Genomic DNA, 26,589 nt, shown 5'->3' on the forward strand with positions numbered 1-26,589 from the left:
CGGGCGTGTAAACTAGCGGGTTTTTTGCCCAGGTGGAAAAGTGCTAGCCCCGCAACGCCTCGCGTTGAGCGGCCCGACGCTCGTTCGCTTACTTGCCCGCTTCGGCGAAGCCGAGGTGCCCGAATCCCGGCAATCGATCTCGGACCAGCTGAGCCAGTGGCTCGGCTGGACGGACGCTATCGCGCTTTCGACGGCGCTGAGCGTTCAAACGCCGGGCGGTGCGCCAGCAACGCGCGTCGGCGCCAGTGCCGAACAAAGCCAGAGCGAGCGCGTGCGCGCGGCGCTGAGGAAGGCCATTTCGGGCGAAGGCGCGCCCGCGCGGCGCGATGGTCGCCGCTCGCAGGCCGCCAGCCCGCCAGCCGATGTGGAACCCAATTTCGCGGATTTCCGCCAGCGCTACCTGGCCCTGCAGCAGGCGATGGAGAATGACATCGCCACGCTGCGCGCCCGTTTGCGCGCCGCGCTGGCCGCCCGCGCGCCTGCGCTCGCGCGCCTTGCGACCGTGGATGCCGTCATGGAACAGGCGCTCGGCGCGCGCGAGCGCAGCCTGCTCGCCGGCGTGCCCGCGCTGCTCGGCGCGCATTTCGAGCGGCAGCGCGCGGCGGCCGCCGCTGCGCAAACCGACGCGGAAAGCGCCGCGCCGCACGCGTGGCTCGCCGGCTTTCGCAAAGATATGCAGAGCGTGTTGCTCGCCGAACTTGAGATTCGGTTTCAACCGGTGGAAGGGCTGCTTGCCGCCCTTCGCACCAGCTAACCCAAACGCTATGTCCCGCGCTATGTCCCGAATTCGCATTGAACCTGTTGTCTTCGTCGTGGGTCTCGCCGCCGTGTGCTGGATCGGCGCCGGCTACGCGCTCACCAACCCGCTTGCGAGCGCCGTCACGCTGCTGATCGGTGCGTGCTATGTCGCGGGCGCCTGGGAGCTTTATCGCTTTCAGCAGGCCACGACCACGCTCGCCCAGGCGCTCGCGCAGTTGAACGCGCCGCCCGCGCGCCTGGCCGGCTGGCTCGACACGGTGCATCCGGGCCTGCGCAACGCGGTGCGCGCGCGTGTCGAAGGCGAGCGCGCGGCCCTGCCGGGCCCGGCGCTCGCGCCGTACCTCACGGGCCTGCTGGTGCTGCTCGGCATGCTCGGCACGCTGCTCGGCATGGTCGTGACGCTCAAGGGCACGGGCGCGGCGCTGGAAAGCGCCACCGACCTCGATGCGATCCGCGCCTCGCTCGCCGCGCCGGTGAACGGCCTCGGCTTCGCGTTCGGCACCTCCATCGCGGGTGTGGCCACCTCCGCCATGCTCGGCCTGCTCTCCGCGCTGTGCCGCCGCGAGCGCATCGCGGCCGCGCAGCATCTCGACGCGAAGATCGCGACGACGCTGCGCGCCTTCTCGCCGGCCCATCAGCGCGAAGCCTCGTTCAAGCTGCTGCAGCGCCAGGCCGACGCCATGCCCGCGCTGGTCGACAAGCTCGGCGCGCTGATGACGCTGATCGAGCGCCAGGGCGCCGCGCAGCACGAACAGCAGATCGCCACCCAACAGGCCTTCGCCGCGAACGCCGAAGCCGCCTGGAGCCGCCTCGCGGCTTCCGTGGGCCAGTCGCTCAAGTCGAGCGCCGCCGAAAGCGCGCGTGCCGCGGGCGCGGCGCTGCAGCCGGTGGTGGAAGCGACCATGGCGGGCCTCGCGCGCGAATCGGCGTCGATGCAGGGTGCGCTCACGCAGGCGGTGCAGCAGCAGCTCGAAGGGCTCGCAAGCGGCTTCGAGGCGTCGACGGCAAACGTCGCCGAGATCTGGAACCGCGCGCTCGCGCAACACCGCCAGACCAACGAGGCGCTGGCCGCCGACCTGGGCGGCGCGCTGGAGCGCTTCAACGCAAGCTTCGAGCAACGTGCCGCCGCGCTGCTCGACGGCGTCTCGACGCGCTTCGAAAGCGCTTCGGGAACGATGTCACAGGCCTGGCAGGCGGCGCTCGAGCAGCAGGAGCGCACCGGCGAAAAACTCGCCGCGGGCAACCAGCAGGCGCTCGCCACCGCGGCGGCAACGTTCGAACAGCATTCGGCCTCGCTGCTGCGTGCGGTCGATGCATCCCATGTGGACCTGCAAACGAAGCTTGGCGCGCGCGACGAAGCGCGGCTCGCAAGCTGGGCCGAAGCGCTCGCGACCATGAGTGCCGAACTGCGTACGCAGTGGGAAGCGACGAGCGCCGTTTCGGCGCAACGTCAGCAGGAAATCTGCGCGACGCTCGCACAAACCGCGAACGACATCGCCGCACAGTCTCAGCAGCACGCGAGCAAGACGATTGCCGAAATCGACCGTCTCGTCGATGCCGCTTCGGAGGCGCCGAAGGCTGCCGCGAACCTGCATGCGGAAATTTCGGCGCGCGACGAGCAACGCATCGAAACGTGGACGGCGTCGCTCGCGACGATGGCCGCCGGGCTGCGCGCGGAGTGGGAAGCGGCGAGCGCGCTTTCGGCGCAGCGTCAGCAGGAAATCTGCACGGCGCTCGCGCAAACCGCGAACGAGATCGCCGCGCAATCGCAGCAGCACGCGAGCAAGACGATTGCCGAGATCGATCGTCTCGTCGATGCCGCTTCGGAAGCACCGAAGGCTGCCGCGAACCTGCATGCGGAAATTTCGGCGCGCGACGAGCAACGCGTCGAAGCATGGACGGCGTCGCTCGCGACGATGGCGGCCGGATTGCGCCAGGAGTGGGAAGCAACGAGCGCAACCACTGCGCAACGCCAGCAGGAAGTCTGCGCGACGCTCGCGCAACACGCGAACGAGATCGCCGCGCAGTCGCAACGCCACGCAACGAATACGATCGCCGAGATCGATCGCCTGGTACAAGCCGCGGCTGAAGCGCCGAAGGCCGCCGCGAACCTGCACACGGAAATCTCCTCGCGCGACGAGCAACGTCTCGCCGCATGGACTGCCTCGCTGGCCACGATGTCCGCCGCATTGCGCGAGCAATGGGAAGCCACGAGCGCGGCCACCGCGCAGCGCCAGCAGGACATCTGCGAAACGCTCGCCCAGACCGCCAGCGACATCACCACGCAGTCGCAGGCCCATAACGCCAGCACGATCGCCGAAATCGGCAGCCTCGTGCAGGCCGCGTCGGCCGCCCCGCAAGCAGCGGCTGAAGTCATCGCCGAGCTGCGCCAGAAGCTCTCGGACAGCATGGTTCGCGACACCGCGATGCTCGACGAACGCAATCGCCTGCTCGCCACGCTCGAAACGCTGCTCGACGCCGTGAACCGCGCCTCCACCGAGCAGCGCTCGGCAATCGACGCGCTCGTCTCCACGTCGTCGGATCTGCTCGAACGCGTGGGCGGCCAGTTCAGCGCGAACGTCGAAGCCGAAAGCGGCAAGCTGGGCGCGATTGCCGCGCAGGTGAGCGGCAGCGCCGTCGAAGTGGCGAGCCTCGGCGACGCGTTCGGCGCGGCCGTGACCGTGTTCGGCGAATCGAACGACAAGCTCGTGGCGCATCTGGAGCGCATCGAGGCCGCGCTCGACAAGTCGCTCGCGCGCAGCGACGACCAGCTCGCCTACTACGTGGCGCAAGCGCGTGAGGTCATCGACCTGAGCATGCTGTCGCAGAAGCAGATCGTCGAGAACCTGCAGCAGCTCGCCAGCCAGCGCGCGACCGCCGGAGCGGATGCGGCATGAACGACGAAATCGACGGCGGCGCGGCCCCTGCCGCGCCGGTCTGGCCCGCGTTCGCCGACCTGATGTCGGTGCTGCTGGGCGCGTTCCTGCTGATCCTCGTCGGCGTGGTCGGCATGCAGCTCGAACTGTCGAGCCGGCTCGCGAACGAGGTGAAACAACGCAAGGCCGAAACCGAGCGCCGCAAGACGCTCGAAGAAGCGCTCGCGGGCCCGCTCGCGGCGGGGCGCGTGACGCTCGTGAACGGCCGCATCGGCATTAGCGGCAGCGTGCTGTTCGCGCTGAACTCGGACCAGTTGACGCCGCAGGGCCGCGATCTGCTCAAGAGCCTCGCCGGTCCGCTCGCGGCGTACTTGAAGACTCGCGATGAAATCCTGATGGTGAGCGGTTTCGCCGACGACCAGCAAGTGCACGCCGGCAACCGCCGCTTCGCGGATAACTGGGAGCTTTCGGCCGAACGCGCGCTGACGGTCACGCGCGCGTTCATCGACGAAGGGGTTCCCGCGTCGTCGGTGTTCGCGGCCGCGTTCGGCTCCGAGCAGCCGGTGAGCGCCAACACCGACGAGACCGGCCGCGCAAAGAACCGCCGCGTGGAGATTGCGCCGGTGCCGCGGCCGACCGTCGGCGAGAGCAAGCATGGTCAATGACATGGGCCCGCAGTCGGCCCCTGACGCACGCGCCCTGCTCGACGCCTGGCGCGCCCGCGGCGCGGACCAGCTCGACCCGGTGCGCTTTCATTTGATCGAGGCGCTGGAGCGGCGCGCCGCCGCGCATGCGGGCGACGCGCGGCGGCTCATCGACGCGCGGCTCGCGCAGCTTCTCAACGCCTTCGCCGACGACCTCGCGCGCGAGGCGTCAAAAGTCACGCACGAACTCCACGACGAGACGGCGAGGAGCGAACTAGGCCGTCTCGTGGATTCGCTCGCGCGCGTGGAGCCCGCACAACCGGCAACGCGCGTGCGGCACGAGCCGGACCCGGAGCTGGTCGAATACTTCCGGCAAACCTGGTCGCGCGTGCGCTCCGAAAAGCAGTTGCGGCAGTCGCTCGACCAGGTGCCCAGAAACGCCGGGCCGCTCAATTCGAGCAGCCTCGTGCATCGCGCGCTCTCGCTCATGCGCGAAGTGTCGCCGGGGTATCTGCAGCAATTTCTCGCCTATGCCGATGCGCTTTCGTGGCTCGAGCAATTGAATGCGAGTGTGGGGGTGGCGGCGCCGGTGAAGGAGGCGCCGCGGGCGACGGCGGCGAAGAAAGGGGCGCGCAAGGGGCGTTGATCCCTCTGGAGTCTCAACGAATACCGTCCGCTCAACCGGCGTCGACAAATGGCCAAAGGCAGTGAGATGCTACTATTGATGCATATCCGCATCAGTTTCTGAGGCAGCGCCCATGCGAACCACTATCACGATCGATGACGCCCTGTACCAGCAGGCGCTGGAATTGGCGGAGCCAGGCATCGACAAGGCGGAACTCATCCGGGCGGCCATCCAGACCTTCGTCCGCGTCCAGGCCGCCAAGCGCCTCGCCGCCCTCGGCGGCACGGCGCCGGACATGCGGGAAATCGAGCGGCGACGCCCCGAGACCTCCGCAGAATGAGCGTACTGATCGACACATCGGTCTGGGTCGACCATTTCCGTCACGGCAACGAGCGGCTCGTCCAACTGATCACGAGCGATCAAGCCCTCACTCATCCACTCGTGCTCGTCGAACTGGCCTGCGGCACGCCGCCTGCGCCCCGCACGCGCACGCTGCACGACATCGGCTTGCTGCAACAGGCGCAGCACGCAACGCCATCTGAGGTCATGCAGTTCATCGAAGTCGAGCGGCTATACGGGAAAGGCTGCGGCGGCATCGATCTTACGCTGCTCGCCTCGACCTTGATGACGCCCGGCGCGCGCCTCTGGACACTCGATCAACGCCTGGCTGCACTCGCCACACAACTCAACGTGGCGTGGCCGCCAACCTCACACTGACCGTCGGCGCGACCTCCCTCACCCCGCCTTGCGCCGCTCCCGCACCGCCTGCGCCAGCCCATCGAGCACCGGCGCCGTTTGCGCCCAGCTGATGCACGCGTCGGTAATCGACACGCCGCGCTTGAGCGGCACGCCCGGCTTCTGGTCCTGGCGGCCCTCTTCGAGATGGCTCTCGATCATCACGCCGATAATGCGCTTGTCGCCACCCGCCAGTTGCTCGCCGATATCGCGCGCCACGTCGATCTGACGCTGATGCGCCTTGTTCGAATTCGCGTGCGAGCAGTCGATCATGACCTGCTCGCGCAGCCCCGCCTTCGCAAGCGATGCGCAGCACGCCGCCACGGATGCCGCGTCGTAGTTCGGCCCGCTCTTGCCGCCGCGCAGGATCACATGGCAGTCGTCGTTGCCGCGCGTTTCGAAGATCGCGGCCATGCCCATTTTCGTCATGCCCATGAACGCGTGGCTCGCGCGCGCCGCGACGATGGCGTCGCTCGCCACCTGCACGCCGCCGTCGGTGCCGTTCTTGAAGCCGATCGGGCATGAGAGGCCCGAAGCCAGCTGCCGGTGGCTCTGGCTTTCGGTCGTACGCGCGCCGATCGCGCCCCACGCCACGAGGTCGGCGATGAATTGCGGGCTCAGCAGATCGAGGAATTCCGTGGCCGTGGGCAGGCCGAGCGCGTTGATGTCGAGCAGCAGCTGGCGCGCCGCGCGCAAGCCCTCGTTGATGCGGAAGCTGCCATCGAGACGAGGGTCGTTGATATAGCCCTTCCAACCCACCGTGGTACGCGGCTTCTCGAAGTACACGCGCATGACGATCAGCAGTTCGTCCTTGAGCGTGTCGGCCTTCGCCTTCAGGAGCTTCGCGTATTCGATGGCCTGGTCGTGGTCGTGAATCGAGCAGGGGCCCACCACCACCACGAGCCGGTCGTCGCGCTGCGCGAGCACCTCGGCGATCTCGCCGCGGCTCGTTTCGACGAGGTTTTGCGTGTCCTGCGGCACCGGCAGCTCGTCGAGCAGCAGCGCGGGCGAAATGAGCGGGCGCACGGCGCCGATGCGCGTGTCGTCGATGCGGGTCGTGTCCTGGGTGGCGTCGGCCACGCCGACTTCCTGGTCGTGCTGCGGATTGTCGATACGGCTCAAGATGTTCTCCAACTGCGCCTTTGACGCGCGCATCATGCATGTGTGGGGGATGAATGCGCGATTATCGCATCCGGCGCGCCAGCGGCATCCCGAAACGTCATCCTGAAACGAAACGAGGCGGCCCGAAGACCGCCTCGCATGAGGGCCATGACACTGCGCGCTTCCCGTCAGCGCGCCGCGTCGCCCATCGGATAGCCCTTGCCCGCAAGGCGCCGCGCGATGCGCACGAGCGCAAACCACTGCTGCGCGAGCAGCCCTTCGCCATAGTTCGCGCCCCGGCCCTGCGGCACGGGCAACTGGTCGCGAATGCCGGTGGGCTCGTGCTGCTTGTTCCACGACGCCGTGCGGAACAGCATGTCCCACCACGGAAACAGCACGCCGAAGTTGCAGCCGTAGCGCGTGCCTTCGTGGCCGTAGCCGATCGCGTGATGACGCCGATGAAACGCCGGGCTCACCACGATGCGCTCGAGCAGCCAGCCAAGGTCGAGCCGCGCATTCACGTGCTGCACGCTCTGCATGAAGTTGCTCACGGCCACGAGCACGACGAACTGCGCGGGCGGCACGCCGATAAAGAGCGAGATGCCCGCGAAGAACGCGGCCTGCACGATGTCGTCGAGGAAATGATTGCGATCGTCGCACCACAGCGACATCTGCTGCTGGCTGTGATGCACGGCATGCAGTTCCCACCACACGCCGAAGCGATGCTGCCAGCGGTGATACCAGTAGCCCGCGAAGTCGAGCACGACGAGATAAATCAGGAACGACACGAGCGGCTTGTCGGTCACGCCGGGCCAGAGGCTGTCCACTTCGATGTTCGGCACGTTGTGGATCGCCATCAGGCTCTGCCAGTGATTGAACACGGGCGTGAGCAAGAAGAAGAACGCGATGTTCAGAATGCCGAGCTTCGCGATCCACGTGTACCAGACGTCGGCGCGCAACGCCTTGCGATCGCCCCAGTTTTCCGCGGGACGCAGCGCTTCGAGCGGGCGCAGCAGCACATACGAGGCACAGATCTGCAGCACGCCCACGATCACCCAGTAGAGCGCGTCGTAGGTGTCCTCGTCATAGCCCATCAGGCCGATCTTGTAGAAGATCGGCTGCACCACGTCCACGTAGACAAGCGTCTGCAGCCACGAAACGAGGTTGTCGGCCTGCGAAAGCAGCGTGTCGAGCATCGAGACTCCCCAATCAGTCCGGGTTCGGCGCGTAGAACGGCGCGCTGTTCGCGAAGTAGATGCCGTGCGGCGAGCGGCCCACCGCGATCGTGTCGATCAGCTTGCGCGTGGTCAGGTCGATCACGCCTACGTGCTTCGCGAAGCGGAACGTCACCCAAAGGTAACGCTTGTCCGCCGAAAGCTCCATGTCGTCGGGACCGGGGCGCAGGCCCGTGATGTCGGCCACCTTGGTGAGCGTCGTGTAGTCGAGAATGCTGATCGTGCTCTCTACGCGATTCGACACGGCGATATGTTTGCCATCGTCCAGATTGCGGAAGTTATGCGCGCCGCGGCCGGTCTGGATCTTTTTCACGACCGTGCGGTTGTGCCAGTCCACCACGGCCACGTTGTCCTCGCCCGTCATGCCGACGAGCAGATACTTGTCGCCGGGCGTCATCCAAAGGCCCGCAGGCGTGTTGCCCACGTGCAGCTTCCAGAGCACCGTTTGCGTCGGCAGATCGATCGCGGCCACTTCGCCCGTGTCCTGCAGCGTGACGAACGCCGTTTTGTTGTCGGAGGCGAACGTGATGTGGCTCGGCGTTTTCGCGAGCGGAATGCGCTTGGCGATCGTGAGGTTCTGGCCGTCGTAGTGATAGACGTCCACGCGGTCGAGCCGCAGGCCCGCGGTCACGAACCATTTGCGGTCGGGCGAGAAGCCGAGCTGATACGGATCTTCAATGCCTTCCAGGCGGCGCTGTACCTGCCCCGTATGCGGGTCGAGAAACAGCAGGTCGTTCGACACCGAATCGGCGACGATGAGCGACTTGCCATCGGGCGTGATCATCAGGTGATGCGGTTCCTTGCCCGTGGGTTCGGTGCCGACCACGGTGCGGCTCGCCTGGTCGATGAGCGAAAGCTTCGCCTCGCCCGAGTCGAGCACGATGACCTTGTCGTCGGCGTGGGCGAGCGCGCCCCATGCGAGGCCGCTCATCAGCAGCGCGGAAGCGAGCGTTTTTTTCATGTGAGCCGGTGCATTCGAAAAGATCGGGAATTCAGGCATTTCGTAAGGGAAAGAGAGCAGCGAAGGCGCGCTGCGCCGGTTTGTGCTGAGATAGTGCCAAGGCAGGCGCGCGGATTGCCTGCTTAACGCATGAGGGCCCGATTCCGATGACGCCTTTGCAACACATTTGCCGCATTTGCGGGCGCATTCGCGTCTGCTCCGTGCAAGGGTCATGGCATTGGGATGCGCTAACAGACTCTTTCTCGTGCGAGAAGTTGCATGGATCATCGCGCCCGCGACGACCGCGCGAATAACGCGGACACCGGCTTGCGCGCGCCCGACGGCCTGTCCCGCAGCACGGCCGCCGCGGTGCGCGAAGCGCTCGAAGGACGCCGCCGCGGCGTCGCCCTTCTGCTGCCGCTCGCGGGTCCGGCCGTGGTCATCTCCGTCGCCTATATCGATCCCGGCAATATCGCGACCAATATCCAGGCCGGTGCGCGCTACGGCTACGCGCTGCTGTGGGTCGTGCTGCTCGCCAACGTGATCGCCATGCTGTTTCAGGGGCTTTCCGCGAAACTTGGCATCGCCACGGGGCGCAATCTCGCCGAACTGTGCCGCGACAACTTGCCCGCGCCGCTCGTGTGGTTCATGTGGATCGTGAGCGAGATCGCCGCCATGGCCACCGATCTCGCCGAGTTCCTCGGCGGCGCGATCGGCCTTGCGCTGCTGTTTCATCTGCCGCTGCTCGCGGGCATGGCGGTGACGGCCGTCGTCACCTACGCGCTCCTGTTCCTGCAGCGCGCGGGATTCCGGCCCCTCGAACTCCTGATCGGCGCGCTCGTGGGCGTGATCGGCATTTGTTATGTTCTGGAGCTATTCATCGCGCCGGTCGAGTGGCCGAGCCTCTTGCGCCACCTCGCCACGCCACGCCTGCCCGACGCGCAAGCCGTAACAATCGCGGTGGGCATCATCGGCGCAACGGTCATGCCGCACGCGCTCTTTCTGCACTCGGGGCTCACCCAGGCGCGCGTGCTCGCGCGCAACGACGCCGAGCGCAAGCGGCTCGTAAAGTTTTCCAACGTCGAGGTCGTGGCCGCGCTTTCGGTGGCCGGGCTCATCAACATGGCGATGGTGGTGATGGCCTCCGGTGCGTTCCACCAGGGCTATGCCGATGTCGCCGAAATCGAGACCGCCTACCGCACGCTCGCCCCGCTGCTGGGCGCGGCGGCCGCCAGCATCTTCCTCGTCTCGCTGATCGCCTCGGGCATTTCGAGTTCCGTGGTCGGTACGCTCGCGGGACAGATGATCATGCAAGGCTTCGTGAATTTCCGCATCCCGCTCTGGCTGCGCCGCGCGGTGACGATGGTGCCGAGCTTCGTCGTGGTGGCGCTCGGCGTGAACGCCACGGAGGCGCTCGTCATGAGCCAGGTCGTGCTGAGCCTCGCGCTGCCGTTCCCGATGGCCGCGCTCGTGTGGCTCACGTGCCGGCGCGACGTGATGGGACCCCATCGTAATCGCGCGCTCACGGCCGTGGCAGCCGTGGCGGGCGCGCTCACGGTGCTCGCGCTCAATGTGGCGTTGGTGCTCGCGACCTTCGGCGTGGCGGTGCCGGGGCTCGGCTAATGATCAGCTGAATGCCGCGCGATGCATGCATGAACGGCCGGTCGGTTTATTACCGAAGCGGTGTCGCGCAACACCGCGCTCGCGCCACGCGTGCAAACTCGCGCGAAACCATGCACCATTAGCGTTTTCGCCGCGCCCGCTCTTGCGACGGGTGCGGGTTCTGCAACCGCGCGCTAGCCGTCTAACGGTCGTGCCCGACATCGTTACCCGAGCGCGCGTCACCTCCGACCTGCCATGACGAATCAGCCTGCCCAAGCCTTGCCCGAACAGCCCGTCGACATGATTATTTTCGGCGGCGGAGGCGACCTGGCCGCGCGCAAACTGCTGCCCGCGCTCTACATGGCGCACCTGCACGGCAACCTGCCGCCGGAAACGCGCATCATCGCCGTGGGCCGCAAGAACTGGACGATCGACGACTATCGCAAGTTCATGGAAGAGCAGTCGCGTCCGTTCATCGACGCGAAAGCATTCGACGCGCAAGCGTGGGACCGCTATCTGAACCTGTTCCAGTACGTGATCATCGACGTGAACGATGCCGCCTCTTACGGGAACCTGAAGGCGGCGTCGCGCGAGCATGCGCTGCGCGTGTTCTATCTCTCCACGTCGCCCGAACTGTTCACGACGATTTGCGACAACCTCACGGCGGCCGGTCTGATCGACGGCAGTTCGCGCGTGGTGCTCGAAAAGCCGCTCGGCCACGATCTCGCCTCGGCGCAGGAGATCAACGAGTCGGTGGGCCGGCACTTCGCCGAGTCGCAGATCTACCGGATCGATCACTATCTGGGCAAGGAAACGGTGCAGAACCTGATGGTGCTGCGCTTTGGCAATCCGATCTTCGGGCCGCTGTGGCAGGCGCCGTACATCCGCAGCGTGCAGATCACCGTGGCGGAAACCGTGGGCGTGGGCAGCCGCGCGGGCTTCTACGATCACACGGGCGCGCTGCGCGACATGGTGCAGAACCACTTGCTGCAGCTGCTGTGCATCGTGGCGATGGAGCCGCCCGTCTCGCTCGACCCGGACGCCGTGCGCGACGAAAAGCTCAAGGTGCTGCGCTCGCTGCGCCCCATGTCGCTTGCCGACATCGCGCGCGACACCGTGCGCGGCCAGTACGCGGCGGGCGCCGTGGACGGCCAGCCGGTGAAGGGCTATCTGGAAGAAGACAACGTGCCGGCCGACAGCAAGGCCGAAACGTTCGTCGCGCTGCGCGCGCACATCAACAACTGGCGCTGGGCCAACGTGCCGTTCTTCCTGCGCACGGGCAAGCGCTTGCAGAAGCGCCAGTCGGAAATCGTGATCGAATTCGCGGACCTGCCGTTCTCGATCTTCCCGAGCGGCCCGCGCAACTATGGCAACCGTCTCGTGATCCAGCTTCAGCCGGAAGAGTCGATCCAGTTGCAGATGCTCGCGAAGGAACCGGGCAGCGGCATGAACATGCTGCCAGTGAGCCTGAATCTCGACCTGCAGCAGGCCATTCCCGAGCGCCGCGCAGAAGCGTACGAGCGTTTGCTGATCGACGTGATCCGCGGCCGTCTCACGCACTTCATGCGCCGCGACGAACTGGAAGCCGCATGGACGTGGGTCGAGCCGATTCTCAACGGCTGGAAGGAACTGAACGATCGCCCGCGCACCTACACGGCGGGCACGTTCGGGCCGGCGGCGTCGTCGGCGCTGCTCGCGCGCGAAAACCTGTCGTGGGCCGAAGAAATGTGATGTGAAGGACGCGAGCGCCGCGTGCAACGCGCGGCGCTCGCAGCACTGTGTTACTGGTCGCCCGAATCGGGACGAAAAAGATCGAAGCCGGCGAACACGATCACGCCGCTCAGCGTGATCATCGGCACCGAATGGCGCCCGAGAAAAAGAACCGCGGCCGCAAGCCAGGTTGAAATACAGAAAGCGCCGATGCGCCGCATGATGCCACTCCCTACTCTTTAATTCCTTGCTTCAAGGCTGCGCATCACGCGCGCCCCAGTGCTTTCAGCCCAACGTCGCGCGCGCGGTGCGCAGGCGCGACACTGTATCCACGAATGCCTCGCCGCCGAGCGTGCGCTTCAGGCGGCTCGCGACCGCCGCGCTCGCCGCGTTGAGCGCCTCGCGAATCGCCATGGCCTGCGCCGTGGGCACGATCGCCACTTCGCGGCCGTCGCCTTCCGTGCGGTGGCGCTCCACATAGCCGCGCGCCTCGAGGCCGTCGAGCACGCGCGTGGCCGTGGGCCGCGCGATGGAAAGCAGATCGGCCAGTTCGCGCTGCAGCGAACCGGGACGCTCCAGCACGGCGCGCAGCATGAAACCCTGCGGCGGCGTAAGTTCGAAGCGTTCGAAGGCTTCCGCCCATTCGCGCTCGAGGCGCCGCGCGAGCGCCGTAGTGTTGAAGTAAAGGCAATGATCGAACATGCGCATAGGATAACTCAATATAGTTAGCTATGCAACGATTTGCGCATATTGCGCATGACAGGTCTCCGCTCAATCAAAGGGAAAAAGAACGGTCGGACGAATATCTAACGCATCCGCTATGATGCGAAGGGAGCGCAATCGCCTGGCTGTGCCTGACCGTCGTACACAACACTCACGGAGACATCGATGCAAATGCGCTGTTACTGCGTTATCCATCACGGCAAGCCGCTCGAACTGGTCGAGCGCGACGTGCCCGAACCCAAGGGCACCGAAGTCTTGTTGCGCGTGAAGGCCGCGGGCCTGTGCCACTCCGATCTGCACATCTGGGAAGGCTATTACGACCTGGGCGGCGGCAAGAAGCTCTCGCTCGCCGACCGCGGCATCAAGCTGCCGCTCACGCCGAGCCATGAAATCTCCGGCGAAGTCGTGGCGCTCGGCCCCGATGCGCAAGGTGCAGTAGAAGCGCTCGCAGCAGGCACGTCGGCCGTCGTGCATCCGTGGATCGGCTGCGGCGAATGTGCGGCCTGCAAGCGCGGCGAGGAGAACATCTGTGCGAAGCCGCAGTCGCTCGGCGTGCTGCGCGACGGCGGCTTTGCCGACTACGTGATCGTGCCGCACCCGCGCTATCTCGTGGACCTCGCCGGCCTCGATCCCGCGAAGGCCGCGCCGCTCGCGTGCGCGGGCGTGACGACGTATTCGGCGGTGAAGAAGTTCGGCGCGCGTATCCACGAAGGCCCCGTGGTCGTGATCGGGGCGGGCGGCCTTGGCATGATGGCCCTCGAAGTGCTCAAGGCGATGGGCGCGCAAGGCGCGATCGTCGTGGACGTGGACCCCGCCAAGCGCGAAGCCGCGCTTGCGGCCGGCGCGCTCGCCGCCATCGACGCGCGCGCGGACGACGCCGTGCAGCAGATCGTCGCGGCAACGGGCGGCGGCGCACGCGCGGTGCTCGACCTCGTGGGCGCAACGCCCACCGTCAAGCTCGCGCTCGACTCGTGCGCGCGCGGCGGCCACGTGGTGATCGTCGGCCTGATGGGCGGCGACCTCACGCTTTCGCTGCCCATCATCCCGATGCGGCCGCTAAAGATCGAAGGCAGCTACGTGGGCACGCTGCCCGAGTTGCGCGAACTCGTCACGTTGATGCGCGAAGGCAAGATGCAGCCCTCGCCGGTCACCACGCGGCCGCTCACGGAAATCAACGAGGCGTTCGAAGCGCTCGTGCAGGGCAAGGTGGTCGGGCGCCAGGTGCTGGTGCCCTGATGATGGCGCGCAAGCGCGTCGCCGTGAACGGCGGGCGCTTGCCTGCCAACGCGTTGCGACTCGCCGGTCGCAGGTGATTTCGGCCTTGGCCGCGACACGCGCTGCGGATTGACTCCACCTTGAATGAGCGCGATCAAACTGTCGCGAACGGCATCAAACGCCCGGCTCGAGCGCCTCTTCACGCACATGTCGCGAGCCGGGCCGTTTCAAGCCGAGATGCTCGCGCAGCGTGCGCCCCTCGTACTCGCTGCGAAAGAGACCGCGCCGCCGCAGTTCGGGCAACACGAGCTCGACGAAATCGGTGAGCGAGTCGGGCAGCAGCGCGGGCATGACGTTGTAGCCGTCCGCGCCGTAGTTCACGAAGCGCTCTTCGAGCGCATCGGCAATTTGTTCTGGTGTCCCAACCAGTTGCCAATGCCCGCGCGCGCCTGCAACACGCAGGTACAACTGGCGCAGCGTCAGGTTTTCGCGGCGCGCAAGCGTCAGCGTGAGCGCCTGGCGGCTCTTGCTCGCATTGGTTTCCGGCAGTTCGGGAATCGGGCCGTCGAGCGGGTAGCCCGATAGATCGAAGCCGCCCGTCAACGTGGACACCATGGCGAGCCCCACCGCCGGATCGATCAACGCCTGCAATGCCTCGAACTTCTCGCGCGCCTCAGCCTCGGTGCGCCCGACAATCGGCATCACGCCCGGCATGATCTTCAGATCGCCCGGGTCGCGTCCGTATTGCGCCATGCGGCCTTTTACGTCGGCGTAGAACGCCACGGCGTCTTCCAGCCTCTGCTGCGCGGTGAAAATTACTTCAGCCGTACGCGCGGCGAGCGCCTTGCCTGCCTCGGAAGAACCCGCCTGCACGACCACGGGCCGCCCCTGCGGCGCGCGCGCCACGTTCAGCGGCCCGCGCACCTTGAAGAATTCGCCGCGATGCGCGAGCACATGGCGCTTCGCGGGATCGAAGAAGCGGCCGGCGGCCTTGTCGTGCAGGAAAGCGTCATCGTCCCAGCTGTCCCACAGCCCTTCCACGATGTGCGCGAATTCGGCGGCGCGCTCGTAGCGCGTGGCATGCGCGAGATGCTCGTCGAAGCCGAAGTTGCGCGCCTCGTGCTCGCTCGACGACGTGACGAGATTCCACCCTGCGCGCCCGCCGCTGATGTGGTCGAGCGAAGCGAACTTGCGCGCGATGTGATACGGCTCGTTGAATGTTGTGGATGCCGTGCCGACGAGGCCGATGCGCTCCGTGACCGCCGCGAGCGCCGAAAGGAGCGTGATTGGCTCGAATTGCGCGACATAGCTGTGCGCGGTGCGGCTCAGGAAGTCGGTGTTGTCGCCGCGTGTGCCCGAGCCGTCCGCGAGAAAGACCAGGTCGAATTTCGCGGCTTCGGCTATGCGCGCCAGGTCGACGTAATGGCGAAAATCGCTGCCCGCGTTGGCATTCGCATGCGGATGCCGCCATGCCGCGATATGGTGGCCAGTGGGATAGAGAAAAGCGCCGAGACGCAGATGACCGCGCCGTGTTCCAGCAGATTGGCTCATGATGACAGGCGTTGCGCGCGAGAAATAGGATCCGGCTCATTCTCTTGCGCGTGGCGGCCTGTCGCCACGAAGAAATCGCCACATCGATATGCCTGCGCGCGCAAAACGGCGCGCCTTACGATGCACCCACGCCCGCGTCCGCCTGCAAGCGCTCTGCAAGCCTTGCGCGCCCGGCACGCTTGATCGGCTGAATAACGGCAACGTAAGCGCTCAGTTCGCGCCGTTGCCTGAGCCCGAGCTGTCGTAAGCTCGACACTGCCCCATTGTTCGTGCCGCCCAGGCGTCGCACACCGGCCCCGACGATTTCCACTGTGACCATGACGACGCCCCTCGCGCCCGCCCTCGACGACCTCCTGCGCGAAGCCAATGCGCTGTGCGAAACGCACCGCTTTGTCGATGCCCTCGCCTTGCTCGACCCGCACATCGGCCCGCCGCCCGACGACGCGGCGCTCGCGCCGGCGCTCAATCTCGCGGCCTTGAGCGCAATGGGCACGGGCGACGCGGCTCGCGCCCAGGCGCTGTGGCAGCGCTGCCTCGCAGCAAAGCCAGACTTCGCGCAGGCATATAGCGGTCTCGCCGCGCTCTTTGCGGCGCTTGGCGTACTCGATCAAGCCGAGGCCCTCTATGAACGGCTGCTGATGCTTACGCCCGCCGACGCCGACGCACGCAGCAACCTCGGCGTCGTGCTGCAGCGCCAGGCCCGCCACGCCGAAGCGGAAGCCGCCTTTCGCGCCGTGCTCGCGCACCGCCCAGCTCACGCCGACGCCCACTACAACCTCGGCCTGCTGCTGCAAGGACAAGACCGCCACACAGAAGCCGAAAGCGCGTTGCGCGCCGCCATCGCCGCGAATGGGCGCCATGCAAAGGCGTACAACGCGCTGGGCGCACTACTGCGTGACGCGGCGCGCGGCGACGAAGCCGCCGACGCCTTTCGCCAGGCCCTGCTGATCCAGCCGCAGTATCCGGAGGCGCTCAATAATCTCGCGATGCTGCTGAAGGCGTCCGGCAAACTCGCGGAAGCCGAACTCGCGGCGCGCCTTGCATTGCAGATTCGCCCCGGTTTCGTCGATGCGCTCAACAACCTCGGTTGCGTGCTCACCGACCTCAAGCGTGTGCCCGAAGCGGAAGCCGCCTTTCGCCAGGCGCTCGCACTCGCGCCGAACCACGCCGAGGCGCACTACAACCTCGGCGTCGCGCTGCATACGCTCGAGCGGCTGCCCGAGGCCGAAGCGGCGTATCGCGAGACGGTGCGCCGCCTGCCGGGCCGCGTGGAGGCCTATAACAATCTCGCCTGCGTGCTGATGGCGCTCGGGCGGCGCGGCGAAGCACTCGACGTGCTCAACGAAGCGGTGGCCGTGCGGCCCGATTTCGCCGAGGCGCACTTCAATATCGCGAGCCTGCACAAGGAATTCGGCCGGCTCGACGAAGCGGAGGCCGGCTACCGCCGCGCGCTCGATGCGAACCCCGAATACGGCGACGCGAAATTCCGCCTCGCCACGCTGCTCATCAGCATGGGGCGCTTCGAGGAAGGCTTCGCGCGCTACGAATGCCGCTATACGATGCCCGGTTTCGTGCATTACGCAACGCAACGCCTGCTGCGGTGCCCGGCCTGGCAGGGCGAACCGCTCGCTGGCAAGTCGCTGCTGCTGTGGCAGGAAGACGGCCTCGGCGACATGCTGCAGTTCGGGCGCTATGCGCGCGTGCTCAAGGCGCAGGGCGCGGCGCACGTCGCATTCGCCTGCCAGCCGCCGCTGCACCGGCTTTTTCGCGGCGTGGAAGGCATCGACGCCGTGCTCGACCATGAAGCCGGTGCGGCAGCGGCCGGCCAGTTCGACTGCTGGGTGAGCCCGATCAGCGTGCCCCACCTTCTGGGCACGACGCTTCAGACGATCCCCGCGCCGCTCGCCTGTACGCCCGAGCCCGCGCTCGTCGACCACTGGGGCGCGCGCCTCGCCACGCTCGCGCCGGGCCCGCGCATCGGCATTGTCTGGAAGGGCAACCCGAAGCATTTCAACGACGCGCATCGCTCGCTGCCATCGCTTGCCGCGCTCGCTCCGCTCTGGAACCTGCCGGGGGTGCAATTCGTGAGCCTGCAAAAAGGCCAGGCCGAAGACGAAGCGCAGAATCCGCCTGCGAGCCTGCCGCTGCTGCACCTCGGCAGCGACGTGCGCGATTTCGTCGATACGGCGGCGATCATCGCGCAACTCGATCTCGTGATTTGCGTGGATACCTCTACCGCGCATCTGGCGGCGTCGCTCGGCAAGCCGTGCTGGGTGCTGCTGCCGCAATACGATCTGGACTGGCGCTGGATGCACGAGCGCGAAGATTCGCCGTGGTACCCAGGCACGATGCGCCTGTTCCGCCAGCGCATGAACGAAGCATGGAGCGCCGTTGTGGAGCGCGTGCGCGCGGCGTGTGCGGAGCGCTTTGGCGTTTGAACCGCGTTTGAACCGTGTTTGAAACGCGGCGCGGAGATTCGGGGGACGAGCAAGGCGCTTGCGCGCCTCAATCCCAGATGTTGCGGAACGCCACGGCGACGATCACCGGCACGCACATCACGAGCGGAATGGCGAAGTACGGTACCTCCAGGTCGACCACCCACTTGTAGATGAGCCAGCCAATACCCAGCGCGAGCGTGAGCACGCCCACGAGCGCCGTGAGGGTGTTCAGCAGCCACTTGGGCGGCGGCTTGCGCGCGGGTTTATTCTCGGGTGACGGGTTCATGGCGGCGGTGACGAAAAGCGAAAACGTCTCGATCCGGGCTGTGGATGGTTATGTATTTTACCCCGCCGCAGCGGCCGCATTACCTCCCAGGTAATCGATTCCCCGCCCTGCGCGCCCTATTCTCGCAAGCGTTGGACCACCCTTTCACGCTCACGAGACCTGCCATGACCGCCTACGCCATCGCCCATCTGCGCGACGTCGAACCTTGCCCCGAGATTGTCGAATACCTGGAGAAGATCGACGCCACGCTTGCCCCTTTCGGCGGCCGCTTCATCATTCACGGCGGGCGCGTGGAGCGGCTCGAGGGCAAGTTTTCCGGCGATCTCATCATGATCGAATTCGCGAGCCGCGAAATCGCGCGCGCGTGGTATCGCTCCAGCGCCTATCAGGCGATCCTGCCGCTGCGCGCGGAACACTCGCACGGCGAAGTGTTCCTGATCGATCAGGTCGAGATGCCGCATCGCGCGACCGACGTGCTGCGTCCCGCTCACGAAAACAACCCCGCAAAGTGAAAGCATTTCGTTAGCCGCCAATCGGCGGCGAATGATTTTCGCGCGCCACGTTTGCAAAGCAAATTCATCGCTCGCAAACGTTTTCGCGTGTTTCACAATTCTTTCTTCATCGACAGCGAAACTGTGCGCGACCCATCCCCACAGAACGGATGCGCACATGAGAATACGCCGTCCCAACCGCGTGTCGACGACCCTGTCGACCGTGGCGATCGTTGTACTCGCAACCATCATGCTCGATGCATGCGGCCCGGGCTATGGCTCGTCGGCAGCTTCATCGACGCCGGATGCATCGGAAAGCCAGAGCGCCGCTACGGCATCGCCTTCGCCATCGCCATTGGCCAATAGCGCGCGAATCACGCCGTTGCCGACGCCCGACGCGAACACGGCGGCGAACACGTCGGCGAATGCATCGACGAACGCTTCGGCTAACCCGAGCGCCATCCCCGCATACGGCGCGAATGCGGCACCCGCCGCGAACACCGCGAGCGACCCCGCGCAAGGCGCGCGGGCCAGCCTCGCCGCCGACAGCGACCAGGTCACGCCGGTCATGAGCTATGCGCCTGGAGACAGCGCGCAGACCCAGGCCAGCAACGGCAGCGACTCCAGCAGTTCAGCAACGTCCAGCCATTGAAGCACTGCACCCTGTGTGCACCTGTGCCAGTACACCGTCGGGCACGACACTCCAACCTCAAGCAGAAAGGTGAACAACAATGACGTCAACCAGCCGTCGCCGTTTCCTGCAGACCGTCGCGCAGTCGGGCGCCGCAGCCGCAGCGATGACCGTTCTTCCCGAATCGATCCGCAATGCGCTGGCCATTCCGGCCAATTCGCGCACGGGCACGATCCGCGATGTCGAGCACATCGTCGTGTTCATGCAGGAGAACCGTTCGTTCGACCATTACTTCGGCCATATGCGCGGCGTGCGCGGCTATAACGACCGCCTGCCGATTCCGCTGCCGGGCGGCCTGCCGGTGTGGTATCAGCCTTCGAAGGAAGATGCCACGAAGCCCGTGCTGCCGTTCCACCTCGACACGTTCAAGACGAGCGCGCAATGCGTGGGCGACCTCGACCACTCGTGGTACCCCACGCAGTACGCGATCAACAACGGTCTGTACAACCAGTGGCCGCAGTACAAGACCGACATGACGATGGGCTATTACCTGCGCGCGGACATTCCGTTCCACTACGCGCTCGCCGATGCGTTCACGGTGTGCGACAACTACTTCTGCTCGCTGCCTGGCCCGACGCACCCGAACCGCTCGTATCTGATGACCGGCATGGTCGATCCGACCGGCACGATGGGCGGCCCGCTGCTCGACAACAACGACTACGTGGACGGCGACGTGCCGCCCACCTACCAGCTTCTTTCGTGGACGACCTACCCCGAGCGCCTGCAGGCCGCCGGCATCTCCTGGCAGATCTATCAGCAGGGCACGAACGGCAGCGACCCGCTGAACGGCAACTACGGCACGAACATCCTGCAGAACTTCGCGAACTTCATCAACGCGCAGCCGGGCTCCGCGCTCTACCAGCGCGCGCAAACGGTGCGCACGATCGCCGATCTGAAAAACGACGTACTCCAGAATAATTTGCCGCAGGTCTCGTGGCTGCTGCCGCCCGCGGCGTTCTCGGAGCACCCGAAGTACACGCCGGCCTATGGCGCGGAATACACCTCGCAGATCATCGAAGCGCTCACGTCGAACCCCGATGTGTGGAGCAAGACCGTGCTCTTCATCATGTATGACGAGAACGACGGCTTCTTCGACCATATCGTGCCGCCGCAACCGCCCACGACGTCCACGCAGGGCAAGTCGACGGTGAGCGTGGAAGGCGAGATCCACAACGTGGTCAACCCGCTGCGCGGCGGCAAGTACACCGCCGACGGCCTGCCCTACGGCCTCGGGCCGCGCGTGCCGATGACGGTCGTCTCGCCGTGGACCAAGGGCGGCTTCGTGTGCTCGCAGGTGTTCGACCATACTTCGGTGATCCGCTTCATCGAAGCGCGATTCGGCGTGCAGGAGCCCAACATCACGGCATGGCGCCGCGCGGTGTGCGGCGACCTCACCACGTGCTTCGACTTCCGCACGCCCGACGCCACGATGCCCACGCTGCCCGACACGAGCAACTACATGACGCTCGCCGACAACCAGTGCTCGGCCAACTCGGCGCCCACGGTGCCGGCCACGCCGCTGCCGATCGACGCGCAGGAGCCCGGCGTGCGTTACGCGCGCGCACTGCCCTACGAGCTGCATGTGAACGCGAAGGCCAACGCGCAGAACAACACGCTTTCGATCACGTTCGCGAACACGGGCCGCCAGGGCGCGCACTTCTACGTGTACGGCACGAACCGCAGCGACGGCCCGTGGCGCTATACGGTCGAAGCCGGCAAGGCGCTCGACGAAACGTGGGACTTGAGCGCGACGAACGGCGTCTACGCGTTCGAGGTGCATGGTCCGAACGGCTTCGTGCGCCGCTTCGCGGGCACGGCCGCGCAATCGGGCCCGGGCAAGTCCGGCCGCGCGCCGGCGCCTGCCGTAACGGCGCACTACGACGTGGCCAACGGCAACCTCTTCCTCAAGTTCACGAACGCCGGGACCAGCGTCGCGCACCTCAACGTGACCGACAACGCCTACGGCGCACACGAGCGCAACGTGGTCGTGCCGGCGGGCGGCTTCATCGAGGAGCCGTGGATCCTCGCTTCGAGCCATCACTGGTACGACCTCACGGTCACGAGCCGCGACGATGCGACGTTCGCCTGGCGCTTCGCCGGACACGTCGAGAACGGCCGGCCGAGCATCAGCGACCCCGCGGCCGTCACGCCGGTCACCAAGCTGAGCTAAGCCCAGCGCAAGCTGTTTTCTTTTCTGTTTCCCTTGTTGCGGCGCCTTCGGGCGCCGTTTTTTTTACCTGTCTGCCCAAGGCGTTGCGGTAGGGCTGCCCCGCCCGAAACGCATAAAAGTGCGGCAAGCGCAAGGAATGGCGCTTCAAGATGCGGCGATTTTGCAACCTTACGGGTTGCTTTATGCTTTTTATTGTAGATGCGAATCATTTGCATTAATATTCCGGACGCTTTCAAGGCGGTTACGCATCAAGACCACCTTTCCGCCGCATCTGTCGCGATCAATTCATCAGAACAATATGCATAATCCTGCCGCCGCACGCTGCTCCCGCCTCGACACCGTTCGCTTCCGTTCATGCGCTCCGCGCGCCCGCCGTGCCCAACTCAGCGCCGCGCTGCTGGTCAGTGCCGGCGTTACGCTCATCACGCTTTCCACGCCTGGCTGGGCGCAGGAAAATGCCCAGGCCGAAACGCAAGACAGCACGCAAACCGGCAGCACCCAGGCCCTGCCCACCGTCAAGGTCAGCGCCGCGCGCGACAGCCAGGCGGCCTCGCCCGATCGCGTGAGCGCGGGCGCGCTCGGCAATCGCAGGCAGGTGGACACGCCGTTCTCGACCAACGTGGTGACAACGGAGGAAGGCAAGGATCGCCTCGCCTCCACGGCCAACGACCTCTTCAAGTACGACCCGGCCGTGACCGATGTCGGCAACAACATGACCGGCGAAAACTCGGCGTTCAGCATTCGCGGCTTGCCGGTCGACATGCTCAACGGCGTGAAGGTGGACGGGCAGAACTTCCCCTCGTGGGACACCGAGCTTTCGCTCGAACAGTTCGAGCAAGTCGAGATGCTCAAGGGGCTTTCGGGCTTCATGTACGGTTTCGCCAACCCGGGCGGCATCGTCAACTACGTGCTCAAGCGCCCGACCGACGACCCGTACCGCAGCTTTTCGATCGGCTACCAGTCGGCGGGCGTGCTCAGCCAGAAGATCGACCTGGGCGGCCGCTTCGGCCCGGACAAGCAGTTCGGCTATCGCCTCAATCTCGTGAACGAAGACGGCAACACCGCCGAAGCGAACGGTCACGTGCGCCGCCAGGTGGCCTCGCTTGCGCTCGACTACCGCATCACGCCGGATCTCACGTGGACGGTCGACGCGTTCTACCAGAAGCGCAAGACCACCGGCACGCTGTTCGGCATCTACTTCGGCTCCGACGAGAACGGCAATCCGCTAGGCATTCCCGACGCGAGCAAGGTCACGCGCCAGCTCACGCAGCCGCAAAACTGGTACGAAACGGAGATCGCCTCGTTCGGCACGGGGCTCGACTATCGCTTCTCCGAGAACTGGCACGCGAACATCAAGTACCGCTTCGCCAAGGAAAACCGCTACAACTCGGACAGCCTGCTCTCCGTCTTCAACACGCAAGGCGACTACTACAACACGCTGTATGCCGCGTTGACGCGCTACTTCTATCAGAACGTCGATGCCAACGTGCAGGGCACATTCAACACCGGCCCGTTCAAGCATGACGTGGTGGTGGGCGCGAGCTACCAGTCGCAGCAAAACGAATACGACAACAGCGAAGGCTGGAACGACGGCTATTTCCTCGGCGTCGGCAATATCTACGGCAGCACGCTGCTCACGAACGACGCGGTGCATATCGGCGAGAACCTGTACCGCCACGAGATCACCACGCAAACCGCGCTCTACGCGAGCGACACCGTGCAACTCACTTCGCGCCTCTCCGCGCTGCTGGGTCTGCGCTATACGCAGTTCCGCGACACCACCTACAACCCCGATCAGTCGCAGGCGTCGAGCTACAGCGCAAATCCGGTTACGCCAACGGCCGCGCTCATGTTCAAGCTCGACCCGAATTCGACGCTCTACGCGAGCTATGTCGAAGGCCTGCAGCAAGGCGGCGCGGCGAGCAACACGAATGCCAACTATCCGCAGACCTATGGCCCGCTCAAGAGCAAGCAGTACGAAGTGGGCTTCAAGGCCGACCATCGCGACTGGGGCGCCAACCTCGCGCTGTTCCGCGTCGATCAGGGCTACGAGTACACCAATACGGCGAACGTCTTCGTGCAGAGCGGCACGAAGCGCTACGACGGCGTGGACGCGAGCGGCTGGCTGCAGGTCGCCAACGACTGGCGCGTGCTCGGCGGCGTGATGTGGCTCGACGCAAAGGCCGTGGACGTGGACGACCCGAGCGTGGAAGGCAAGCGCGTGTACGCCACGCCGCGCTTCACGCTCACGGGCCGCGTGGAGTACAACCCGTCGTACCTGCGCGCGCTCACGGTCGCGTTCGGCGGCAAATATGTCGGCAATATGGCCGTCGATGCCGCGAACACGCAGTTCGTCTCCGCCTATACGACGTGGGACCTGAGCGCGAAATACGAAACCCAGGTGGCCGGCAAGAACGTCACGCTGCGCGCGGGCGTGAACAACCTGTTCAACCGCCGCTACTGGACCGCGGCGTGGGGTTATTACGTGATGCCGTCGGCCACGCGCACCTTCGTTGCCAACGCAACGCTCGAATTTTGACGGGCTGACGCGCTTTTCTCATAGTGTGGGTTAAAAAGGGCCAATGTCTCCGGACATGGGCCCTTTCCTTTTGCACGCCCTGCAGCATCGGCGATCCAGTGGCACAATGGGCGCTCCGCATTTTCCGGCTCCCGCCTGCGCGCATTGCCGTGCGCGCGGCGGGAGCCTGTCGTTGAACCGTTGAAAAGGATCGTCCCATCATGAGTTCCAGCGTGAAGCCCTATCCCAACACCCAGATCTACATCGACGGCGCATGGCGCGCCGGCGCGAAGACGATTGCTGTGATCGACCCCGCGACCGAAGCGGAAATCGGCCGCCTGAGCCTCGCGAGCGAGCAGGACCTGTCCGATGCGGCCACCGCGGCCGAGCGCGCGTTCCGCGAATGGCGCAAGGTTTCGCCGCTCGAGCGCAGCAAGCTCATGCGCCGCGCCGCGCAACTGCTGCGCGACCGCGCCGACGACATCGCCGCGATCATGACGCGCGAACAGGGCAAGCCGTTTGGCGAAGCGAAGCTCGAAACGCTCGCGGGCGGCGACACGATCGACTGGTTCGCCGAAGAAGGCCGCCGCACCTATGGCCGCGTGATCCCGTCGCGCTCGGACGCCGTTCGCCAGATCGTCACGCGCGAGCCGGTGGGCCCGGTCGCCGCGTTCACGCCGTGGAACTTCCCGCTCAACCAGGCCGTGCGCAAGGTGTCGGCCGCGCTCGCCTCGGGCTGTACCGTCGTGCTCAAGGGACCGGAAGAAACGCCGGCCAGCTGCGCCGAACTCGTGAAGGTGTTCGCCGACGCGGGCCTGCCCGCCGGCGTGCTGAACCTCGTGTTCGGCGTGCCTGCGGAAGTGTCGTCGTACCTGATCGCGCATCCGGCTATCCGCAAGATCTCGTTCACGGGCTCGACGCCGGTGGGCAAGCTGCTCGCCTCGAAGGCCGGCGAGCACATGAAGCGCGCCACGATGGAGCTGGGCGGCCACGCCCCGGCCATCGTGTTCGCCGACGCCGACGTGCCGCGCGCCGCCAAGCTGCTCGCGAGCGCGAAGTTCCGCAACGCGGGTCAGGTCTGCATCTCGCCCACGCGCTTCATGGTGGAAGACGCCGCGTATGACGAGTTCGTCGAGCACTTCGTTGCGACCACGCGCGCGATCAAGGTCGGCAACGGTCTCGAAGACGGCGTGCAAATGGGCCCGCTCGCGAACGACCGCCGCCTCGCGGCAATGGAACGGCTCGTGGCCGACGCGCGCGAACAGGGCGCAAAGGTGCTGACGGGCGGCGAACGCGTGGGCCGCGAAGGCTACTTCTTCGCCCCGACCGTGCTCACCGACGTGCCGCTTTCGGCGCGCATCATGAACGAAGAGCCGTTCGGCCCGATCGCGCCGATCTCGCGTTTCTCGAGCTACAAGGACGCGATCGCCGAAGCGAACCGTCTGCCGTACGGTCTCGCCGCGTATGCCTACACGCGTTCGAGCGCGACTTCGGCCGCACTCTCCGACGACGTGGAAACCGGCATGCTGTCGATCAACCACCACGGCCTCGCCCTGCCGGAAACGCCGTTTGGCGGCGTGAAGGATTCCGGTTACGGCTCGGAAGGCGGCAGCGAAGCGATGGAAGCCTACCTCGTCACGAAGTTCGTTACCGAACATCGTTGATCGCTTCTCGTTGAAGCGCGCTTCCCGGCCGCTTACGGCTCGGGAAGCGCACGCGGAAATTGTGGCAAGCCGTCCGCGAGTTGCACCCACGCCAGCTTTTGCGAGGTCCAGGTGTGATGCTCGGGCGGCGCGTCATCGGGACGATCGAGCGTGCCCGTCGCCACGTCGATCTCGCCCGCGAACGCCGCATGGCGGTAGGTGAGCGGCGTGCCGCAGTCCGCACAGAACGCGCGCTCCACACCCGGACTGGATACATGCGTTTTCGTTGCGCCCGCAACTAGACGGAACGCACTCCACGGCACGCTGACCCAGCCGACGAACGGCGCACCCGAGGCGCGCCGGCAATCCACGCAATGGCACACCGTGCTGCCAATCGGCGCAGCTGAGATCTGGTAGCGGACCTTGCCGCATAAACAGCCGCCAGTCAGCATCGCTCTCTCCTTTACACATCGATTGTGACCACCGCTTTCAGCGCTGTAATCACAGCGCGCCCGAGCATCGTTGCACGATTTCACTTCGCACACGGAATAAATCGCAATGACGTATTGTTGACGCCAGTAACGGCCTTCACGCCCTCGACTGGATCCATCATGCACACACTCGCACACTTTTCGC

25 protein-coding genes are annotated in these 26,589 nt (G+C 66.0%); 14 read left to right on the top strand and 11 right to left on the bottom strand.

Annotation, left to right across the window (positions count from 1 at the left end):
• Positions 1 to 40 precede the first annotated feature (40 nt).
• The 6 genes from U5A52_RS01265 to U5A52_RS01290 all read left to right on the top strand — a co-directional run bounded on the left by U5A52_RS01265 (position 41) and on the right by U5A52_RS01290 (position 5,621).
• The gene (locus tag U5A52_RS01265) at positions 41 to 754 is read left to right on the top strand and encodes a DUF3348 domain-containing protein (protein WP_321933507.1); all 714 of its coding nucleotides are present in this window, start codon (positions 41 to 43) and stop codon (positions 752 to 754) included.
• 22 nt (positions 755 to 776) lie between these two features.
• On the top strand, positions 777 to 3,656 hold the full coding sequence (locus U5A52_RS01270; RefSeq protein ID WP_321933508.1) for a DUF802 domain-containing protein: 2,880 nt from the start codon (positions 777 to 779) through the stop codon (positions 3,654 to 3,656).
• On the top strand, positions 3,653 to 4,300 hold the full coding sequence (locus U5A52_RS01275; RefSeq protein WP_321909240.1) for an OmpA family protein: 648 nt from the start codon (positions 3,653 to 3,655) through the stop codon (positions 4,298 to 4,300). Before U5A52_RS01270 ends, U5A52_RS01275 begins: the two co-directional genes overlap by 4 nt.
• Complete coding sequence (locus U5A52_RS01280) at positions 4,290 to 4,925, top strand: DUF2894 domain-containing protein (RefSeq protein WP_321933509.1); 636 nt, start codon at positions 4,290 to 4,292, stop codon at positions 4,923 to 4,925. Before U5A52_RS01275 ends, U5A52_RS01280 begins: the two co-directional genes overlap by 11 nt.
• 112 nt (positions 4,926 to 5,037) lie before the next feature.
• The gene (locus U5A52_RS01285) at positions 5,038 to 5,244 is read left to right on the top strand and encodes a type II toxin-antitoxin system VapB family antitoxin (protein ID WP_321933511.1); all 207 of its coding nucleotides are present in this window, start codon (positions 5,038 to 5,040) and stop codon (positions 5,242 to 5,244) included.
• The gene (locus U5A52_RS01290) at positions 5,241 to 5,621 is read left to right on the top strand and encodes a type II toxin-antitoxin system VapC family toxin (RefSeq protein ID WP_321933513.1); all 381 of its coding nucleotides are present in this window, start codon (positions 5,241 to 5,243) and stop codon (positions 5,619 to 5,621) included. The genes U5A52_RS01285 and U5A52_RS01290 overlap by 4 nt, the downstream gene beginning before the upstream one ends.
• A gap of 18 nt (positions 5,622 to 5,639) precedes the next feature.
• On the opposite strand, the gene U5A52_RS01295 is transcribed toward U5A52_RS01290, so the two are convergent.
• From U5A52_RS01295 to U5A52_RS01305, 3 genes are all read right to left on the bottom strand, one after another.
• Positions 5,640 to 6,761, bottom strand: coding sequence for a 3-deoxy-7-phosphoheptulonate synthase (locus U5A52_RS01295; protein ID WP_321909243.1), 1,122 nt, complete (start codon positions 6,759 to 6,761; stop codon positions 5,640 to 5,642).
• A 167-nt stretch (positions 6,762 to 6,928) separates the two neighbouring features.
• The gene (locus U5A52_RS01300; RefSeq protein WP_321909245.1) at positions 6,929 to 7,936 is read right to left on the bottom strand and encodes a sterol desaturase family protein; all 1,008 of its coding nucleotides are present in this window, start codon (positions 7,934 to 7,936) and stop codon (positions 6,929 to 6,931) included.
• A 13-nt stretch (positions 7,937 to 7,949) separates the two neighbouring features.
• Positions 7,950 to 8,936, bottom strand: coding sequence for a beta-propeller fold lactonase family protein (locus tag U5A52_RS01305; protein ID WP_321933515.1), 987 nt, complete (start codon positions 8,934 to 8,936; stop codon positions 7,950 to 7,952).
• A 258-nt stretch (positions 8,937 to 9,194) separates the two neighbouring features.
• Between U5A52_RS01305 and U5A52_RS01310 the strand changes: the two genes are divergently transcribed.
• On the top strand, positions 9,195 to 10,538 hold the full coding sequence (locus U5A52_RS01310) for an Nramp family divalent metal transporter (RefSeq protein WP_321933516.1): 1,344 nt from the start codon (positions 9,195 to 9,197) through the stop codon (positions 10,536 to 10,538).
• Positions 10,539 to 10,772: 234 nt separating this feature from the next.
• Entirely contained in the window at positions 10,773 to 12,248 is a 1,476-nt protein-coding gene (gene zwf / locus U5A52_RS01315; RefSeq protein ID WP_321909251.1) for a glucose-6-phosphate dehydrogenase, read from the top strand.
• 50 nt (positions 12,249 to 12,298) lie between these two features.
• On the opposite strand, the gene U5A52_RS01320 is transcribed toward zwf, so the two are convergent.
• Together U5A52_RS01320 and U5A52_RS01325 are read right to left on the bottom strand one after the other, a co-directional pair.
• Positions 12,299 to 12,448, bottom strand: coding sequence for a hypothetical protein (locus tag U5A52_RS01320; RefSeq protein WP_321933517.1), 150 nt, complete (start codon positions 12,446 to 12,448; stop codon positions 12,299 to 12,301).
• 64 nt (positions 12,449 to 12,512) lie between these two features.
• Positions 12,513 to 12,929, bottom strand: a complete 417-nt coding sequence (locus U5A52_RS01325; RefSeq protein ID WP_321909255.1) for a MarR family winged helix-turn-helix transcriptional regulator — start codon at positions 12,927 to 12,929, stop codon at positions 12,513 to 12,515.
• Between the two features lie 192 nt (positions 12,930 to 13,121).
• On the opposite strand from U5A52_RS01325, the gene U5A52_RS01330 reads away from it, so the two are divergent.
• On the top strand, positions 13,122 to 14,186 hold the full coding sequence (locus U5A52_RS01330) for an alcohol dehydrogenase (protein WP_321934154.1): 1,065 nt from the start codon (positions 13,122 to 13,124) through the stop codon (positions 14,184 to 14,186).
• Positions 14,187 to 14,339: 153 nt separating this feature from the next.
• Here U5A52_RS01330 and U5A52_RS01335 read toward each other — a convergent pair whose 3' ends face one another.
• Both U5A52_RS01335 and U5A52_RS01340 read right to left on the bottom strand, forming a co-directional pair.
• Positions 14,340 to 15,716 carry an LLM class flavin-dependent oxidoreductase gene (locus tag U5A52_RS01335; RefSeq protein ID WP_321909257.1) on the bottom strand — a complete coding sequence of 459 codons (1,377 nt, stop codon included), beginning with the start codon at positions 15,714 to 15,716 and terminating at the stop codon, positions 14,340 to 14,342.
• Positions 15,717 to 15,831: 115 nt separating this feature from the next.
• Positions 15,832 to 16,035 (bottom strand): hypothetical protein, encoded by a 204-nt coding sequence (locus tag U5A52_RS01340; protein WP_321933519.1) that lies wholly within the window; start codon positions 16,033 to 16,035, stop codon positions 15,832 to 15,834.
• On the opposite strand from U5A52_RS01340, the gene U5A52_RS01345 reads away from it, so the two are divergent.
• Positions 16,034 to 18,154 carry a tetratricopeptide repeat protein gene (locus U5A52_RS01345; RefSeq protein WP_321933521.1) on the top strand — a complete coding sequence of 707 codons (2,121 nt, stop codon included), beginning with the start codon at positions 16,034 to 16,036 and terminating at the stop codon, positions 18,152 to 18,154. The two genes, U5A52_RS01340 and U5A52_RS01345, sit on opposite strands and share 2 nt — an antisense overlap.
• A gap of 67 nt (positions 18,155 to 18,221) precedes the next feature.
• Here the strand turns inward: U5A52_RS01345 and U5A52_RS01350 are convergent, their stop codons facing one another.
• Positions 18,222 to 18,440: a hypothetical protein gene (locus U5A52_RS01350; protein WP_321909262.1), complete on the bottom strand. Its 219-nt coding sequence runs from the start codon at positions 18,438 to 18,440 to the stop codon at positions 18,222 to 18,224.
• A 164-nt stretch (positions 18,441 to 18,604) separates the two neighbouring features.
• On the opposite strand from U5A52_RS01350, the gene U5A52_RS01355 reads away from it, so the two are divergent.
• Positions 18,605 to 18,952: a DUF1330 domain-containing protein gene (locus U5A52_RS01355; RefSeq protein WP_321933523.1), complete on the top strand. Its 348-nt coding sequence runs from the start codon at positions 18,605 to 18,607 to the stop codon at positions 18,950 to 18,952.
• Positions 18,953 to 19,204: 252 nt separating this feature from the next.
• Here the strand turns inward: U5A52_RS01355 and U5A52_RS01360 are convergent, their stop codons facing one another.
• The gene (locus U5A52_RS01360; protein ID WP_321933525.1) at positions 19,205 to 19,501 is read right to left on the bottom strand and encodes a hypothetical protein; all 297 of its coding nucleotides are present in this window, start codon (positions 19,499 to 19,501) and stop codon (positions 19,205 to 19,207) included.
• Between the two features lie 161 nt (positions 19,502 to 19,662).
• On the opposite strand from U5A52_RS01360, the gene U5A52_RS01365 reads away from it, so the two are divergent.
• A complete protein-coding gene (locus tag U5A52_RS01365) occupies positions 19,663 to 21,792 on the top strand; it encodes a phosphocholine-specific phospholipase C (RefSeq protein WP_321909268.1) in 2,130 nt (709 codons plus the stop codon).
• On the opposite strand, the gene U5A52_RS01370 is transcribed toward U5A52_RS01365, so the two are convergent.
• Positions 21,789 to 22,007: a hypothetical protein gene (locus U5A52_RS01370; RefSeq protein ID WP_321909269.1), complete on the bottom strand. Its 219-nt coding sequence runs from the start codon at positions 22,005 to 22,007 to the stop codon at positions 21,789 to 21,791. The genes U5A52_RS01365 and U5A52_RS01370 overlap by 4 nt on opposite strands.
• An 83-nt stretch (positions 22,008 to 22,090) precedes the next feature.
• Between U5A52_RS01370 and U5A52_RS01375 the strand changes: the two genes are divergently transcribed.
• Both U5A52_RS01375 and U5A52_RS01380 read left to right on the top strand, forming a co-directional pair.
• Complete coding sequence (locus U5A52_RS01375) at positions 22,091 to 24,331, top strand: TonB-dependent receptor (protein WP_321933528.1); 2,241 nt, start codon at positions 22,091 to 22,093, stop codon at positions 24,329 to 24,331.
• Positions 24,332 to 24,531: 200 nt separating this feature from the next.
• Complete coding sequence (locus tag U5A52_RS01380) at positions 24,532 to 25,974, top strand: NAD-dependent succinate-semialdehyde dehydrogenase (protein WP_158760264.1); 1,443 nt, start codon at positions 24,532 to 24,534, stop codon at positions 25,972 to 25,974.
• Positions 25,975 to 26,006: 32 nt separating this feature from the next.
• On the opposite strand, the gene U5A52_RS01385 is transcribed toward U5A52_RS01380, so the two are convergent.
• A complete protein-coding gene (locus tag U5A52_RS01385; protein ID WP_321909272.1) occupies positions 26,007 to 26,405 on the bottom strand; it encodes a GFA family protein in 399 nt (132 codons plus the stop codon).
• Between the last annotated feature and the right edge of the window lie 184 nt (positions 26,406 to 26,589).

The sequence above is a fragment of the Paraburkholderia sp. J8-2 genome, assembly GCF_905220195.1.
Classification (GTDB): domain Bacteria; phylum Pseudomonadota; class Gammaproteobacteria; order Burkholderiales; family Burkholderiaceae; genus Paraburkholderia.